This window comes from Rahnella sp. AA, from assembly GCF_002834385.1.
Classification (GTDB): Bacteria; Pseudomonadota; Gammaproteobacteria; order Enterobacterales; family Enterobacteriaceae; genus Rahnella.
This window is the reverse complement of record NZ_PITQ01000002.1, coordinates 397509-413040: the sequence shown is the minus strand read 5'-3', so window position 1 is coordinate 413040 and position 15532 is coordinate 397509. Positions and strand designations below refer to the sequence as shown.

Here is a 15532-nt window from a genome sequence, read left to right as displayed (position 1 = left end):
TTCCCCTAAATAATTCGAATGGCAGGAAGGCGGCAAGTGAAGGAATCCCGATGAGCTTACTACTGTAAGTGATTCGGGTGAGTGAACGCAGTCAACGCATCTGCAGTTCGAAGTATGACGGGGAATAACGAGGTTGATATGTTTATCCAAGAGACACTCAAGTTTGTGGTTGATATATTAAAAGTGCCTTCTGTGCTGGTCGGGCTTATTGCATTAATTGGCCTGGTTGCGCAAAAGAAAAACTTTTCAGATGTCGTCAAGGGAACCGTTAAAACAATACTGGGCTTTTTAGTATTGGCCGGCGGTGCCACCGTATTAGTGGGCGCATTAAATCCACTCGGCGGCATGTTTGAACACGCTTTTAATATCCAGGGTATTATTCCAAACAACGAAGCCATTGTTTCCATCGCACTTGAGAAGTTTGGTGCACCGACGGCCTTAATTATGGCGTTCGGTATGGTGGCAAACCTGGTTGTGGCGCGCTTTACCCGTCTGAAATATGTGTTTCTGACCGGCCATCATACGTTTTATATGGCCTGTATGATCAGCGTTATCCTGACCGTTGCCGGTTTTGAAGGGGTTTCGCTGGTCTTCACCGGTTCCCTGACGCTGGGTCTGATCATGGCGTTCTTCCCGGCACTGGCGCAACGTTATATGCGCAAAATCACCGGCAGCGACGATGTGGCATTCGGCCATTTCGGCACCATCGGTTATGTGTTATCGGGTTGGATCGGCAGCAAAGTCGGGAAGGGCTCACGCTCAACCGAAGAAATGAACCTGCCTAAAAATCTCAGCTTCCTGCGAGACAGCTCAATCTCCATCTCGCTGACCATGATCATCATTTACCTGATTATGGCGGTGTTTGCGGGGCAGATTTTCGTCGAGCAAACTTACAGCGCAGGCCAGAACTATCTGGTGTACTCCATCATCATGGCGATTACCTTTGCGGCTGGTGTGTTCATCATCCTGCAAGGTGTGCGTCTGATTCTGGCGGAAATCGTACCGGCGTTCGTCGGCTTCTCTGAAAAACTGGTCCCGAATGCCCGCCCGGCGCTGGATTGCCCGGTTGTGTATCCGTACGCACCGAATGCCGTGCTGATTGGCTTCCTGTTCAGCTTCCTTGGTGGTCTGGTCGGTCTGTTCCTGTTAGGCCAGATGCATCTGGTGCTGATCCTGCCGGGTGTTGTACCGCACTTCTTCACGGGAGCAACGGCGGGCGTATTCGGTAATGCAACCGGTGGCCGCCGCGGCGCGATGGTGGGTGCATTTGCCAACGGCGTGCTGATTACCTTCCTGCCTGTTCTGTTGTTGCCGGTGCTTGGCGCGCTGGGCTTTGCCAACGCGACCTTCTCTGATGCGGACTTCGGCGTTATCGGCATTCTGCTGGGTAATCTGGCCCGCTTCATGTCGAAGGAAGGCATCATGGCGCTGATTGTCGGCATCTTCGCGGTACTGGTTGCCTGGAACTATCTCGGCAAAAAACCGGTGGCTGATAAAGAAGTCACTGAGAAGTAATTCCCTGCATCAATACGTTTCTTAAATCCATCCGGGAAACACTGTCCTGCCTGTTAGCAATAACAGGCCAGGATAAGTGCTCACTAAAATAAGGACCCATCAAGATGAAAGATGTCCAGGAGGTTCGTGAACTGGCCCGCCATATCCGCATCGAAACGCTGAAAATGCTGACCGGTCTGGGGTTTGGGCACTACGGCGGCAGTATGTCAGTGGTGGAAACGCTGGCCGTTTTGTACGGTGATGTGATGCGTATCGACCCGGCTAAACCCGACTGGCAGGCGCGTGATTATTTCGTGCTTTCCAAAGGCCACGCGGGCCCGGCTTTGTACGCCACGCTGGCGCTGAAGGGCTATTTTCCGGTCAGTGAGTTGCAAACGCTGAACCAAAACGGCACCCGTTTGCCGAGCCATCCGGATCGTCTGCGCACCACGGGTGTGGATGCCACAACAGGATCACTCGGGCAGGGTGTTTCCATCGCGGCGGGTATGGCGCTTTCGCATAAACTGGCTGGCCGTTCCAACCGCGTTTTCTGCATTCTTGGCGATGGCGAGCTCAATGAAGGACAGTGCTGGGAAGCCTTCCAGTTTATCGCTCACCACAATCTGCACAACCTGACGCTGTTCATCGATTACAACAAACAGCAACTCGACGGCACGCTGGACGAAGTGATTAAGCCGTTTGATCTGGCAGGAAAATTCAGTGCATTCGGATTTGATGTTCAGACCATTAAAGGGGATGACGTGGTGGCTATCAGTGAAGCCGTTACGCCAGTTCGCCATGCCGAACAACGTCCGCTGGTGGTGATCCTCGACAGCATAAAAGGGCAGGGTGTGAAGTATCTCGAACAGCTGGCGAACTCCCATCACCTGCGCTTAACGCCTGATGTAAAACTGGAAATTGAAAACGCTATTGCTGAGCTGGAGGCCGCCCATGATTGAAGTCACGCTGGAATTGCAGAAAGATGCGGTTGAGATGCGTAAAGTCTATGCCAATACCGTGCGTGAAAAAATTGTCGAAAATACGCCGATAATCGCGCTGGAAGCGGATCTGATGAGTTCGATGGCAATGGATGGCGTACATAAAGATCACCCGGATCACGTGATTAACTGCGGCATCATGGAAGCCAACGTGATTGGCGTCGCGGCGGGTTTATCGCTGACCGGGCGCGTGCCGTTTGTGCATACGTTTACCGCTTTCGCCAGTCGCCGCTGTTTTGATCAGCTGTTTATGTCGCTGGATTACCAGAAGAATAACGTCAAAATCATCGCCTCGGATGCGGGCGTCAGCGCCTGTCACAATGGCGGCACGCATATGTCTTTTGAAGATATGGGCATTGTGCGCGGGCTGGCAAGCTCGGTGGTGATGGAAGTGACCGACGCGGTGATGTTCCGTAATATCCTGTTGCAGCTAATGGATCTGAAAGGTTTTTACTGGGTGCGGACTATCCGCAAACAGGCCACGCAGGTTTACAAGGAAGGTTCGACGTTCACCATTGGTAAGGCGAATCTGCTGCGCGACGGCAGCGATGTAACGCTGATTGCTAACGGTATTATGGTGGCGGAAGCGCTGAAGGCGGCAGAAATGCTGGAGCGCGAAGGCGTCAGCGCCGCGGTGATCGACATGTTTACACTCAAACCTATCGATAAAGACATCATCATCAAGTACGCCGCGAAAACGGGCAAAATCGTGACCTGTGAAAACCACAGTATTCATAACGGTTTGGGATCGGCGGTAGCTGAAGTACTGGTAGAAAATCACCCCGTTCCGATGCGCCGTGTCGGTGTGAAAGAGCGTTACGGTCAGGTGGGAACGCAGGAATTTTTACAGCAGGAATATGGCCTGACGGCGGAACATATTCTGGAAGCCGCAAAAGCGTTGCTGTAATTTTATTTGCGCCAAAAAAAACGCCGGTCGTCAAGACCGGCGTTTTGCGTTCAGAGGGTCTGGCTTATTTAGCCGGAACCGCCGCTTCTGCCTGAGCAGACTGAATCGCTGTCAGGGCAACGGTGTAGACGATATCGTCAACCAGCGCGCCACGGGACAGGTCGTTAACCGGTTTGCGCATGCCCTGCAACATCGGCCCGATAGAGACCAGATCCGCAGAACGCTGAACCGCTTTATACGTGGTGTTACCGGTGTTCAGGTCAGGGAAGATGAACACGGTAGCTTTACCTGCAACCGGTGAGTTTGGTGCTTTGGATTTCGCTACGTCAGCCATGATAGCGGCGTCGTATTGCAGCGGGCCATCGATGATCAGGTCAGGACGTTTTTCCTGCGCCAGACGTGTCGCTTCACGCACTTTCTCAACGTCGCTGCCTGCACCGGAGTTGCCGGTGGAGTAGGAGATCATCGCAACGCGCGGCTCGATACCGAATGCAGCCGCGGAGTCCGCAGACTGGATTGCGATTTCTGACAGCTGTTCAGCGGTTGGATCCGGGTTGATCGCGCAGTCACCGTAAACCAGAACCTGGTCAGGCAACAGCATGAAGAAAACGGAAGAAACCAGTGAGCTGCCCGGTGCAGTTTTGATCAGCTGCAACGGAGGACGGATGGTGTTTGCGGTGGTGTGAACAGCACCTGAAACCAGACCGTCAACGTTACCCTGTTCGAGCATCAGTGTGCCCAGAACCACATTGTCTTCCAGCTGTTCGCGGGCAACCACTTCAGTCATGCCTTTGCTTTTACGCAGCTCAACCAGACGTGCAACGTATTCTTCACGCACAGCAACCGGATCAACGATTTCGATGCCTTTACCCAGCGTCACGCCCTGAGCGGCTGCAACGCGTTTGATTTCGTCAGGGTTACCCAACAGAACGCATTCCGCGATACCACGTTCAGCACACAGCGCTGCGGCTTTCACGGTACGCGGCTCGTCGCCTTCTGGCAGAACGATACGTTTGCCGGCTTTGCGGGCCAGTTCGGTCAGCTGATAACGGAAGGCCGGAGGAGACAGACGACGTGAACGCTCGGAGTGTGCGCTCAGGGAGTTGATCCAGTCCGCGTTGATGTGAGAAGCCACGTATTGTTGCAGTTTCTCAACGCGCTGATGGTCGTCCGCAGGCACTTCCAGATTGAAGCTTTGCAGGCTCAGGGAAGTCTGCCAGGTGTTGGTGTCGACCATGAAGACCGGCAGGCCAGTCTGGAAAGCACGTTCGCAAAGCTGGTTGATGCGGTCATCAATTTCATAACCGCCGGTCAGCAGGATTGCGCCGATCTCAACGCCATTCATCGCGGCCAGACAGGCGGAAACCAGCACATCAGGACGGTCTGCGGAAGTGACCAGCAGTGAACCCGGACGGAAATGTTCCAGCATGTGAGGAATGCTGCGTGCGCAGAACGTCACGGATTTCACGCGGCGGGTTTTGACATCACCTTCGTTGATGATGCGGGCATTCAGGTGTTTTGCCATGTCGATTGCGCGGGTGGCAATCAGTTCAAAGCTCCACGGAATGCAGCCCAGAACCGGCAGCGGGCTGTTGGCAAACAGCTGAGTCGGATCAATGTTCGCAACGCTGGCTTTAGTGGAATCATCAAAGATTTCAGACAGGTCCGGACGCGTACGACCCTGATCGTCAACCGGTGCGTTCAGTTTGTTGATGATAACGCCGGTGATGTTTTTGTTCTTGCTGCCGCCGAAGCTGCTGCGCGCCAGTTCGATACGTTCTTTCAGTTGTGCCGGAGAATCATTACCCAGTGCCAGAACGAAGACGATTTCTGCGTTCAGGGTTTTGGCGATTTCATAGTTCAGGGCATTCGCGAACTGGTGTTTACGGGTCGGAACCAGACCTTCAACCAGAACGACTTCAGCATCTTTGGTGTTTTCGTGGTAACGCGCGATGATTTCTTCCATCAGCACGTCTTGCTGGTTTGAACTCAGCAAGGCCTCAACGTGGCTCATTTTCAGCGGTTCCGCTGCGGTCACGGTGGAGTTAGCACGAATGATGGTAGTGGTCTGGTCAGGTGCATCGCCGCCGGTGCGCGGTTGCGCGATAGGCTTGAAGATGCTCAGGCTGACGCCTTTTTGTTCCATTGCACGGATCACACCCAGGCTGACGCTGGTCAGACCCACGCTGGTGCCTGTTGGGATCAACATAATTGTACGAGACACGGCTAAACCTCTTTGACGGTTGCCAGGCAAGAACATTCGCAGGTTTGTGCAAAGGGGATAATGATCAGCATAAGCGCGATGATTATCCTGCGCGGTGCGTCCAAACGGGCGGCGTTTGCCTTTAGTGATGGTAGAATAATGACTGCCAGCTTTCGCTGGCAGTTTAGGGTCGTTTTATGCGGTCAGACGCGCGGCGTCTTGGGCAATCACCAGCTCTTCGTTGGTTGGAATAACCAGAGCTGCGCGGGTGCCTTCTTTGTTGATCGCGCCTGATTTACCAAAGCGGGCAGCCAGGTTGCGCTCATGGTCAACTTCAAAGCCCAGCAGAGCCAGTTTGTCCAGAGACAGTTCACGAACCATTGCTGCGTTTTCACCGATACCGCCGGTGAAGACAACCGCATCCAGACGGCCTTCCATCAGTGAAGTATAAGCACCGATGTATTTCGCCAGACGGTGGCAGAACACGTCCATCGCACGTTTCGCATCAGCTTTCGTGGTGTAGTTATCTTCAACATAACGGCAATCGCTGGTCACTTCAGTCAGGCCCAGCAGGCCAGATTCTTTGGTCAGCAGTTTGTTGATTTGCTCAACGCTCATGCCCAGGGAATCATGCAGATGGAAGACGATTGCCGGGTCGATGTCACCGCTGCGGGTACCCATGACCAGGCCTTCCAGCGGGGTCAGCCCCATGGAGGTATCCACACATTTGCCGTTACGAATTGCACTGACAGAACCGCCGTTACCCAGATGGCAAGTGATCAGGTTCACTTCTTCCACTGGTTTGTTCAGCATTTTCGCGGCTTCCTGAGTCACATAGAAGTGGCTGGTGCCGTGTGCGCCATAACGACGGATGTGATGATCTTTATACAGGCTGTACGGCAGCGCGTAGAGATAGGATTCTTCAGGCATGGTCTGATGGAAAGCGGTGTCGAAAACGGCAACGTTTTTGTCAGCCAGTTTAGGGAAAGATTTCAGCGCTTCGTCGATGCCGATCAGATGTGCCGGGTTATGCAACGGTGCAAACGGGATAGATTCTTTGATACCCTCAATGACCGCGTCGGTGATCAGCATTGATTGGGTCAGCTTCTCGCCGCCATGAACGATGCGGTGGCCGATTGCAACCAGCTCTGCAGACAGCTCAGGTTTTTTGCTCAGAATGTTGTTAACGATGAATTTCAGCGCTTCGCTGTGTGCGGCACCCGCGCCTAAAGCGGCTTCTTCTTTGCCACCGTCCATTTTCCATTTAATGCGCGCTTCTGGCAGATGGAAACATTCGGCTAAACCTGAAATGTGTTCTTCGCCGTTTGCAGCATCAATGATGGCAAACTTAAGGGAAGAACTACCACAGTTAAGAACCAGTACAAGCTTACTCGACATGGAAGTACCTATTTATTGTTGGTGTTGTTTAAAAAAAACAATACACGTGGTTAATAAATCGTCAGTCTGACATCAAGCGTAGCGCATAATGGCGGTGACAATTATGATTAACATCATGCCGGAGAGCCAAAACCGGCATGATGATGAAAAAGCTGGAGAATCGCCGGGCTTTACTTTATTAAGCCCTCAGATAGCCGAAAATACTTCATGCAGATGCACAAGATGTTTCAGCTATGCGTCTTCAGAATGTTACTAATCAGTAAAAACACTAACAAAAAATACAATAACTAATTACAAAACCGCCCGTAGCAAGGCACTATGCTTAATATGGGGGGCAAACATTGCAATTCACCGCTTTTACCCCAACTTTATAAAAATGCCGTTGCCTGAGAGGTATGGAAGGCTGCGATAGAATAGCGGCAGGTGTCAGCAAAAACAAAATATATTTTATCGTGGTAAACTCCAGTTTGTGTTTTACAACTATTTTTTAAATTTTACGCGCGAAGTTGAGGTGCAAATATGACGAGTAAGCCAACAGGCTCCGTAGGCTGGTTCCAGGTATTCCAGCGCGGGCAGCACTATATGAAGACATGGCCGTCAGATAAGCGCCTGGCTCCGATGTTTCCGGAGAACCGGATTTCCACAGCCACACGCTTTGCTGTGCGCATCATGCCACCGGTTGCCGTGTTTACCCTGACCTGGCAGATAGCGTTGGGCGGGCAACTGGGGCTGGCTGTGGCGACGGCTATTTTTGCCTGCAGCCTGCCAATGCAGGGGCTGTGGTGGTTAGGACGCCGCTCCCTGACGCCACTGCCGCCATCATTACTTGGCTGGTTCCATGATGTTCGCCACAAGCTTGCTGAAGCAGGGCAGGCGCTGGCTCCGATTGACGGTACACCCACTTACCAGTCGCTGGCTGATGTTCTTAAGCGGGCTTTCAAGCAGCTGGACAAGACATTTCTAGACGACCTGTAAGCCTGATTTCCCTCTCCTTACCCAGTCCGGCATCATCTATAGTCTTTCATACGTCGCATTTCACCGGAGGAAAGTCTCCTCCGGTGATTATTTCAGATGAGATCCAGACCCAAATCAAAGAATGGTGTGCTTGCGATTTCGCAGAAGTTTGCGCTATGCCATGCTTTGCTCATTATGCAGACATGAGGATTTTCACGATGGAAATGACTAACGCTCAACGCCTGATTTTGTCGAATCAATACAAAATGATGACCATGCTGGACCCCGATAATGCGGAACGCTATCGCCGGTTACAAACGGTGATCGAACGAGGTTTTGGTTTGCAAATGCGCGAGCTGGACAGGGATTTCGGTGAATTGCCGGAAGAGACCTGTCGCACCGTGATTAACATTATGGAAATGCATCATGCGATGCAGGTGTCATGGACCAACCTGAAAGACTCACAGGATTTGGATCGCCGCCGCCTGGATTTTCTGGGCTTTGATGCCGCAACCGAATCCCGCTATTTAAGCTATGTCCGCTTTATGGTGAATACCGAAGGACGTTACACTGATTTTGATGCGGGGACGCACGGGTTTAACTCACAGACCAAAATGTGGGATAAATACCAGCGGATGCTGTCTGTCTGGCAATCTTGCCCTCGTCAGTACCATTTGAGCGCCGTCGAGATAGCGCAAATCATAAATGCCTAAATTGAGATAACTAAAGAGGAATTGCCTGTGGAGTGCAAAGGTTTCTTGTTCGACCTTGATGGAACGTTAGTGGATTCACTGCCTGCCGTAGAGCGTTCCTGGATTAGCTGGGCGCTTAGCTGGGGGGCTAACCCGCAGGATGTCCTGGCATTTATTCATGGTAAACAGGCAATCACTTCTTTACGCCATTTCATGGAAGGCGCAAGCGAAGAAAAGATTCAGGAAGAGTTCCTCAAACTGGAAAAAATTGAAGCCACCGACACCGAAGGTGTGACGGCTTTGCCGGGTGCTCATCTTATTTTAAGTGAACTCAACCGCATGAACATTCCGTGGGCGATTGTGACGTCGGGTTCCATGCCGGTGGCCAGTGCACGTCATAAAGCTGCACATTTGCCTGAACCGGAAGTGTTCATCACGGCGGAGCAGGTCAAACACGGCAAACCTCAGCCGGATGCCTATCTGCTGGGCGCTGAACGCCTCGGACTGGCACCAGAGGATTGTGCTGTCGTGGAAGACGCCGCAGCGGGCGTGATGGCCGGCCTGGCTGCCGGTTGTAAAGTGATCGCGGTAAATGCGCCGTCAGACACACCGGGAATCGAAGACGTTGATTTCGATCTTTCGACGCTGGAGATTCTGCTGATTAATCCTTCCGAGCACGGTGTGACCGTCAGCCTGCGCTAAGCGTATAAAAAGTACAATTAACGCCTTTTCATTGATATAAACCCCGCAGCAGCGGGGTTTTTTTATGCCATCCTGATACCCGTCATACTTCAAACTGCCTCTGCGTTGGCTGCCTTCACAAATCCCGGTCACTTACTCTTGTAAGCTCCCGGGGTTTATTCCGTTGCCGCCTTGATGCAATTTGAATTATTTGGGGTATTCGCTGAGTTTATGCCCGCCATCTCAACGCAAAAGGAGTTTGTTTTGACCGGTGAATTAATCTGGGTAGTGATACTGCTTGTGATCGCCATGGTGTTATTCGCGCGTAATACGCTGCGGATGGATATTGTGGCGTTACTTGTCATCATTGCTTTCGTGCTGAGCGGAACGCTGACCATCAATGAGGCGCTGGCCGGATTCAGTGACCCGAACGTGATTCTGATTGCCGCGCTGTTTGTTGTCGGGCACGGGCTGGTGAGAACCGGCGTGGCTTATCAGGTGGGCGACTGGCTGATGAAAGTCGCGGGCAACAGTGAAACCCGTATGCTGGTTTTACTGATGTTAACTGTTGCCGGGCTGGGTGCGTTTATGAGTTCGACTGGCGTAGTGGCGATTTTCATTCCTGTCGTAATCAGTGTTTCTGCCCGCATGAAAACGTCTCCCGCGCGGCTGATGATGCCGCTGAGTTTTGCCGGGCTTATCAGCGGGATGATGACGTTGGTTGCCACGCCACCCAACATGGTGGTTAACAGCGAATTACTGCGCGAAGGGTTTGACGGTTTTGGTTTCTTTGGCGTGACGCCTGTAGGGATGGTGGTTCTGATGATGGGCGTGGGATATATGTTGCTTGCCCGTCGCTGGCTATCTGCCGAAGACGCCTCGCAGGATAAACAGCGCTGGAAACGTCGTACTTTCCGTGATCTCATTCGGGATTATCATCTGACTGGCCGTGCGCGCCGTATGACGATCCGTCCTGGCTCCCCGCTGGTCGGGCGTACGCTGGATGATTTGCATCTGCGCTCACGCTATGGCGCAAACGTGGTGGGTATCGAGCGCTGGCGCAAGTTTCGCCGCGTCATGATCAGCGCAACCGGGAACACCGAACTGTTTGCGCGGGATGTATTGCTGCTGGATATGGCCGATCCTGAGGTCTCTGTCCGCCAGTTTTGTACCGATGAAATGCTTGAGCCGATGGTTTTACGCGGTGAGTATTTTTCCGAGCAGTCACGGGATGTCGGTATGGCGGAAGTGTCACTGATCCCTGATTCTGAGCTGCTGGGTAAAACGCTGCGCGACGTGGCGTTCCGCTCGACTTACGGCCTGAACGTGGTGGGTATCCGCCGGCAGGGCGAAGCGCTGGATGGTAAACTGGTTGATGAAGTCTTACAGCTGGGCGATATGTTGCTGGTGATTGGCGACTGGAAGCTCATCCGTCAGTTACAACAGCAGATGCATGATTTCATTGTGCTGAACCTGCCCGCCGAAGTGGATGAAGTTGCGCCCGCACTCAGCCAGGCACCGCACGCGCTATTTTGTCTGGCGCTGATGGTCGCGTTAATGCTCACCGACGACGTGCCCAATGCTATCGCGGCCATTATTGCCTGTATGCTGATGGGGAAATTTCGCTGCATCACAATGGAAGGCGCGTATAAAGCCATTCACTGGCCGAGTCTGCTGCTGATCGTCGGGATGATGCCCTTCGCGCTGGCGCTGCAAAAAACCGGCGGCGTGGCGCTGATCGTCAAAGGCCTGATGGAAGTGAGCGGCGGATACGGCCCGTACATGATGCTGCTGAGCTTGTTTGTGCTCTGCGCTGGTATCGGATTGTTTATTTCCAATACCGCAACGGCGGTACTGATGGCACCGATCGCCATTGCGGCGGCGCATCAGATGGGCGTTTCGCCTTACCCGTTTACCATGATTATCGCGATTGCGGCCTCGGCGGCGTTTATGACGCCGGTTTCATCACCGGTGAATACGCTGGTGATGGTGCCCGGTAACTACAAGTTCGGCGATTTCATCCGTATCGGCGTGCCTTTTACGCTGCTGGTGATGGTCGTCAGCATTTTTCTGGTGCCGGTGCTTTTCCCGTTCTGACGCGCAGAAAGCGTCAGAGCGGAGAATCGAGACTGATTTCATCCAGTGACAGACTGAAGCTGGGGATAAAAACTTCCATGAAGTAGTCCATTTCCGGGCTTTTTCTGTCGGCCAGCGTCTTCTCCAGACGCGCTTTGGCCAGCGTAAATTCGTTATTTCCCGCAGACAATTCTTCCAGACATTTCAGGTATGCGCATAACGCATCGGCCTGTTTTACCGTCAGTTTTTCGTCTTCCGTGTAATAGTGTTCGTCGATTAGCGGGCGGAAATCTTCCTGCAATTCCTTTGGCAGCATTTCAATCAGTTTTTGCTGGGCAATCTTCTCGATTTTTTTGTATTCATGGGCAATTTGCGGATTGTAATACTTAATCGGTGTTGGCATATCGCCAGTCAGCACTTCGCTGGCATCGTGATACATCGCCAGAAGAGCAACGCGTTCTGCGTTCAGGTTACCGTTAAATTTACGGTTTTTAATCACGGCTAATGCGTGAGCCACAAAGGCCACCTGCAGGCTGTGTTCGGACACATTCTCGGTGCGGACGTTGCGCATCAGCGGCCAGCGGCTGATCAGTTTAAGACGGGAAAGGTGGGCAAAAAAATGACTCTGACTCATAGCACTCTCAATAACAACGGTGAATGAGAGACCATTGTGAGCAGTGCGAAACAGTTATGCAAATGCGGAAACCATCAGAAAGAAAAAAGGGCGCAGATGTCTGCGCCCTGATTACTACTGACGGTAAGTTTCGAGGAAACGACCGAACTTGTTCACTGCCATTTCCAGTTCGTCTACGCGCGGGAGTGTCACGATGCGGACGTGATCCGGATAAGGCCAGTTAAAGGCGGAACCCTGAACCAGCAGCACTTTTTGCTGTAACAGCAAATCGAGCACCATTTTCTGGTCGTCGTGGATATTGAAACGCTTGGCATCAATACGCGGGAACATATACAGCGCACCTTTCGGTTTCACGCAAGATACGCCCGGGATCTGATTAATCAATTCCCATGCGCGGTCACGCTGTTCGACCAGACGTCCGCCCGGCTGAATGAATTCGCTGATACTCTGGTAACCGCCCAGCGCCGTCTGAATGGCGTGCTGCATCGGCACGTTGGCGCACAAGCGCATCGAGGCCAGCATTTCCAGACCTTCTATATAGCCTTTGGCGTGCTTTTTCGGGCCGTTCAGCACCATCCAGCCCTGACGGAAACCTGCCACGCGGTAGGTTTTTGACAGACCATTGAATGTGACGGTCAGCAGATCCGGTGCCAGCGATGCAATAGAAATGTGCTGGGCTTCGTCGTACAGGATCTTGTCGTAAATTTCGTCGGCAAAGATAATCAGGTTATGTTCACGTGCAATCTCGACGATCTGCATCAGCAATTCTTTGCTGTAAACCGCGCCGGTCGGATTGTTCGGGTTGATGATCACAATGCCACGGGTACGCGGTGTGATTTTGTCTCGAATATCAGCGATATCCGGGAACCAGTCGGCCCCTTCATCACAGAGGTAGTGCACTGCATTACCGCCAGACAGAGAAACTGCGGCGGTCCACAACGGATAATCGGGCGCGGGCACCAGCATTTCATCGCCCGTGTTCAGCAACGCCTGCATTGACTGAACGATCAGCTCAGAAACGCCGTTACCGATGTAAATGTCTTCAACTGTAATGTCGCGCATATCACGCGCCTGATAGTGCTGCATGATCGCTTTACGCGCAGAAAACAGGCCTTTTGAATCACAGTAGCCCTGTGAGGTCGGCAAATTGCGGATAACGTCGATCAAAATTTCATCAGGCGCATCAAAACCGAACGGGGCGGGGTTACCGATGTTCAGTTTAAGAACTTTGTTACCTTCTTCTTCAAGGCGTTTTGCTTCTTTAAGCACCGGGCCGCGAATGTCGTAACAGACGTTGTCCAGTTTGCGGGATTTTTCAATCGGGGACATGTAAATAGGAACCTTTTGCAATAAAGCCTGTTCTTCCCTGGTGCCGAACGACCGTAGAACAGTGCGAAGGGCTCAATTTACTCCCCCAAAGAAGGCGTGAGAAGGGCTGTGCACCGTTTTGGTGAAAAACAGCAGTAAAGATACTGGTGGTGGGGGTTTACCTTGGGTAATAAGAGATGTAATGGTTTTTAATTCTTATTTTTTAGTATTTTTTGTTTTTTTATTTTGCGAATGCGGGTTTTTTAATCGATAAATTCACTGTTTTTGCTGTGCAACCTCCATTGATGAAGACACGTTTTTGGGCTTTTCTGGCTCAGAACATCATGAAATCTTACCAAAGCTCGACAAATTCTGAAAAAAGAGCAGGTAAATTTGGTTTATCTACAAAATCCTTAACAAGAATCAGTTTTATTTATCTAATGAGTAATAGTGAGTGCTGGATAAATGATCATGTTGTAAGCATTATCTGAACCCTATTTTTTTAGATTATGTAAATGCTTTTACAGCATATATTTACTAAAGCTGGCATCAACAATTTTTGATGAAACGAGAAAAATCTTAATTTTACTTTAACTAAATCCTTTGTGGTTAAATCTGTTATTCATGTGACTCAATGAATTTATTGAATTATATTTTATTTCGTTAGCTTAATTTGTAAATTTAACTTATGTTTTTAGTACGGCGACGGCGTTGAGAGGCGGCTTGTAGTCAGCGTTGGGCGCGCTCAGGCGGCATGTGGAACGGTTTGCAGGGACGGACTATATTAAATAAGACACTCTAATCATTTGGTTCTTGTGAGGAATTAATGTGCACAATTTTAATGTCCAGTCGCTCACAATGATGAAAACTTTCATGCACAAATATTTCTCAATTTCGGTTATCAAATGAGTGAGTATCCGACATATCTGGTATTCTGCATTTTGCGGGTACTTTGACGCACCATCAGGGTAGCTTGTTATTAGATTCTATAAAGTGAAGAAAAACTATGACAATTGCAAATCGTCCAATCCTCAATCTCGACCTTGACCTGTTGAGGACATTTGTAGCTGTTGCTGATTTAAATACGTTCGCTGCGGCAGCTGCTGCTGTGTGTCGTACTCAGTCGGCGGTCAGCCAACAAATGCAACGTCTAGAACAACTCGTGGGAAAAGAACTGTTTGCCAGACATGGACGCAATAAATTATTAACTGAACACGGTATTCAGTTATTGGGGTATGCACGGAAAATTCTTCGTTTCAACGATGAAGCCTGCACCTCTTTGATGTACAGCAATGTTCAGGGTGGGATAACGATTGGTGCGTCAGACGATACGGCTGACACCATCTTGCCTTTCCTGCTCAGCCGCGTGACCTCGGTATACCCGAAGTTGTCTATTGATGTCCGCGTGAAACGTAGCCCGTTTATGTTGTCGATGCTGGAGAGTGAAGAGGTCGATTTGGCTATCACGACGATGACCACTACCGATCATCCCCACATCGTCCTGCGTACTTCGCCTACATTATGGTACTGCTCGGCTGATTTCGCCTACCCGTCAGGGGACAGTGTGCCGCTGGTTGTGCTGGATGAACCCAGCCCGTATCGTTTAATGGCGATAGAGCACCTTAATCAGGCGGGGATCCCGTGGCGTATTGCTTACGTGGCTTCCACCTTATCGGCGATCCGTGCGGCCGTTCGGGCCGGGCTGGGCGTGACTGCGCGACCTATCGAAATGATGAGTCCGGAGTTACGTGTGCTTGGTGAACAGGACGGTTTACCTCGTCTGCCTGATACACAATATGTCCTGTACAAAAATGCCCGTTGTGAAAATGAGCTTGCAATGGCGATTTTCAATGCAGTTGAGCAAGGGAATGATCCGTATTCTCTCAGTGCTTATGGTCCGCGTCCGGCAGTGGATGATGATCAGGAGTTCCTGGCAGACTCTCAAAGTTAAGACAATCCCCCCGGCTTTACCTTCCGCCTCTGGATAACGGGGCGGGGGTAAAGGCTTCTACCTCTTTTGAGGGGTAAAGTTATATTTTTAGTTATTCTGATTGATATCTTACCTTAAACCACCATTTTTTATTGCTAACGCTTCTGACTTCCCGCCAGGACAGCTATCCTTATCAATTTCCTTTGCATTAACTCGCGAAAAAATCAGTGCTTTTCCAGGTTAAAAAAAAGCATCAA

The 15532-nt window shown here is 51.2% G+C and carries 12 protein-coding genes; 8 read left to right on the top strand and 4 right to left on the bottom strand.

Annotated elements, in window-relative coordinates:
- The first annotated feature begins 138 nt into the window (after nucleotides 1-138).
- From CWS43_RS06580 to CWS43_RS06570, 3 genes are all read left to right on the top strand, one after another.
- The gene (locus tag CWS43_RS06580; RefSeq protein WP_101076465.1) at nucleotides 139-1515 is read left to right on the top strand and encodes a PTS ascorbate transporter subunit IIC; all 1377 of its coding nucleotides are present in this window, start codon (nucleotides 139-141) and stop codon (nucleotides 1513-1515) included.
- 104 nt (nucleotides 1516-1619) lie between these two features.
- Nucleotides 1620-2453, top strand: coding sequence for a transketolase (locus CWS43_RS06575; protein ID WP_101076116.1), 834 nt, complete (start codon nucleotides 1620-1622; stop codon nucleotides 2451-2453).
- Entirely contained in the window at nucleotides 2446-3399 is a 954-nt protein-coding gene (locus CWS43_RS06570; protein ID WP_101076115.1) for a transketolase family protein, read from the top strand. The genes CWS43_RS06575 and CWS43_RS06570 overlap by 8 nt, the downstream gene beginning before the upstream one ends.
- Nucleotides 3400-3463: 64 nt before the next feature.
- Here the strand turns inward: CWS43_RS06570 and pta are convergent, their stop codons facing one another.
- A complete protein-coding gene (gene pta, locus CWS43_RS06565; protein WP_198555797.1) occupies nucleotides 3464-5608 on the bottom strand; it encodes a phosphate acetyltransferase in 2145 nt (714 codons plus the stop codon).
- 189 nt (nucleotides 5609-5797) lie between these two features.
- A complete protein-coding gene (gene ackA / locus CWS43_RS06560) occupies nucleotides 5798-7000 on the bottom strand; it encodes an acetate kinase (RefSeq protein WP_101076113.1) in 1203 nt (400 codons plus the stop codon).
- A 519-nt stretch (nucleotides 7001-7519) separates the two neighbouring features.
- Here ackA and yfbV point away from each other — a divergent pair.
- The 4 genes from yfbV to CWS43_RS06535 all read left to right on the top strand — a co-directional run bounded on the left by yfbV (nucleotide 7520) and on the right by CWS43_RS06535 (nucleotide 11424).
- Nucleotides 7520-7975 (top strand): terminus macrodomain insulation protein YfbV, encoded by a 456-nt coding sequence (gene yfbV, locus CWS43_RS06550; protein WP_101076112.1) that lies wholly within the window; start codon nucleotides 7520-7522, stop codon nucleotides 7973-7975.
- A gap of 197 nt (nucleotides 7976-8172) precedes the next feature.
- Nucleotides 8173-8667, top strand: coding sequence for a YfbU family protein (locus tag CWS43_RS06545; RefSeq protein WP_101076111.1), 495 nt, complete (start codon nucleotides 8173-8175; stop codon nucleotides 8665-8667).
- Nucleotides 8668-8694: 27 nt separating this feature from the next.
- The gene (locus CWS43_RS06540; protein WP_101076110.1) at nucleotides 8695-9348 is read left to right on the top strand and encodes a sugar phosphatase; all 654 of its coding nucleotides are present in this window, start codon (nucleotides 8695-8697) and stop codon (nucleotides 9346-9348) included.
- A 243-nt stretch (nucleotides 9349-9591) separates the two neighbouring features.
- Complete coding sequence (locus CWS43_RS06535; protein WP_101076464.1) at nucleotides 9592-11424, top strand: SLC13 family permease; 1833 nt, start codon at nucleotides 9592-9594, stop codon at nucleotides 11422-11424.
- Nucleotides 11425-11437: 13 nt separating this feature from the next.
- Here the strand turns inward: CWS43_RS06535 and yfbR are convergent, their stop codons facing one another.
- A complete protein-coding gene (gene yfbR, locus CWS43_RS06530) occupies nucleotides 11438-12037 on the bottom strand; it encodes a 5'-deoxynucleotidase (protein ID WP_101076109.1) in 600 nt (199 codons plus the stop codon).
- Between the two features lie 114 nt (nucleotides 12038-12151).
- The gene (locus CWS43_RS06525; RefSeq protein WP_101076108.1) at nucleotides 12152-13366 is read right to left on the bottom strand and encodes a pyridoxal phosphate-dependent aminotransferase; all 1215 of its coding nucleotides are present in this window, start codon (nucleotides 13364-13366) and stop codon (nucleotides 12152-12154) included.
- 985 nt (nucleotides 13367-14351) lie between these two features.
- On the opposite strand from CWS43_RS06525, the gene lrhA reads away from it, so the two are divergent.
- Complete coding sequence (gene lrhA / locus CWS43_RS06520; RefSeq protein WP_101076107.1) at nucleotides 14352-15296, top strand: transcriptional regulator LrhA; 945 nt, start codon at nucleotides 14352-14354, stop codon at nucleotides 15294-15296.
- Nucleotides 15297-15532 lie beyond the last annotated feature (236 nt).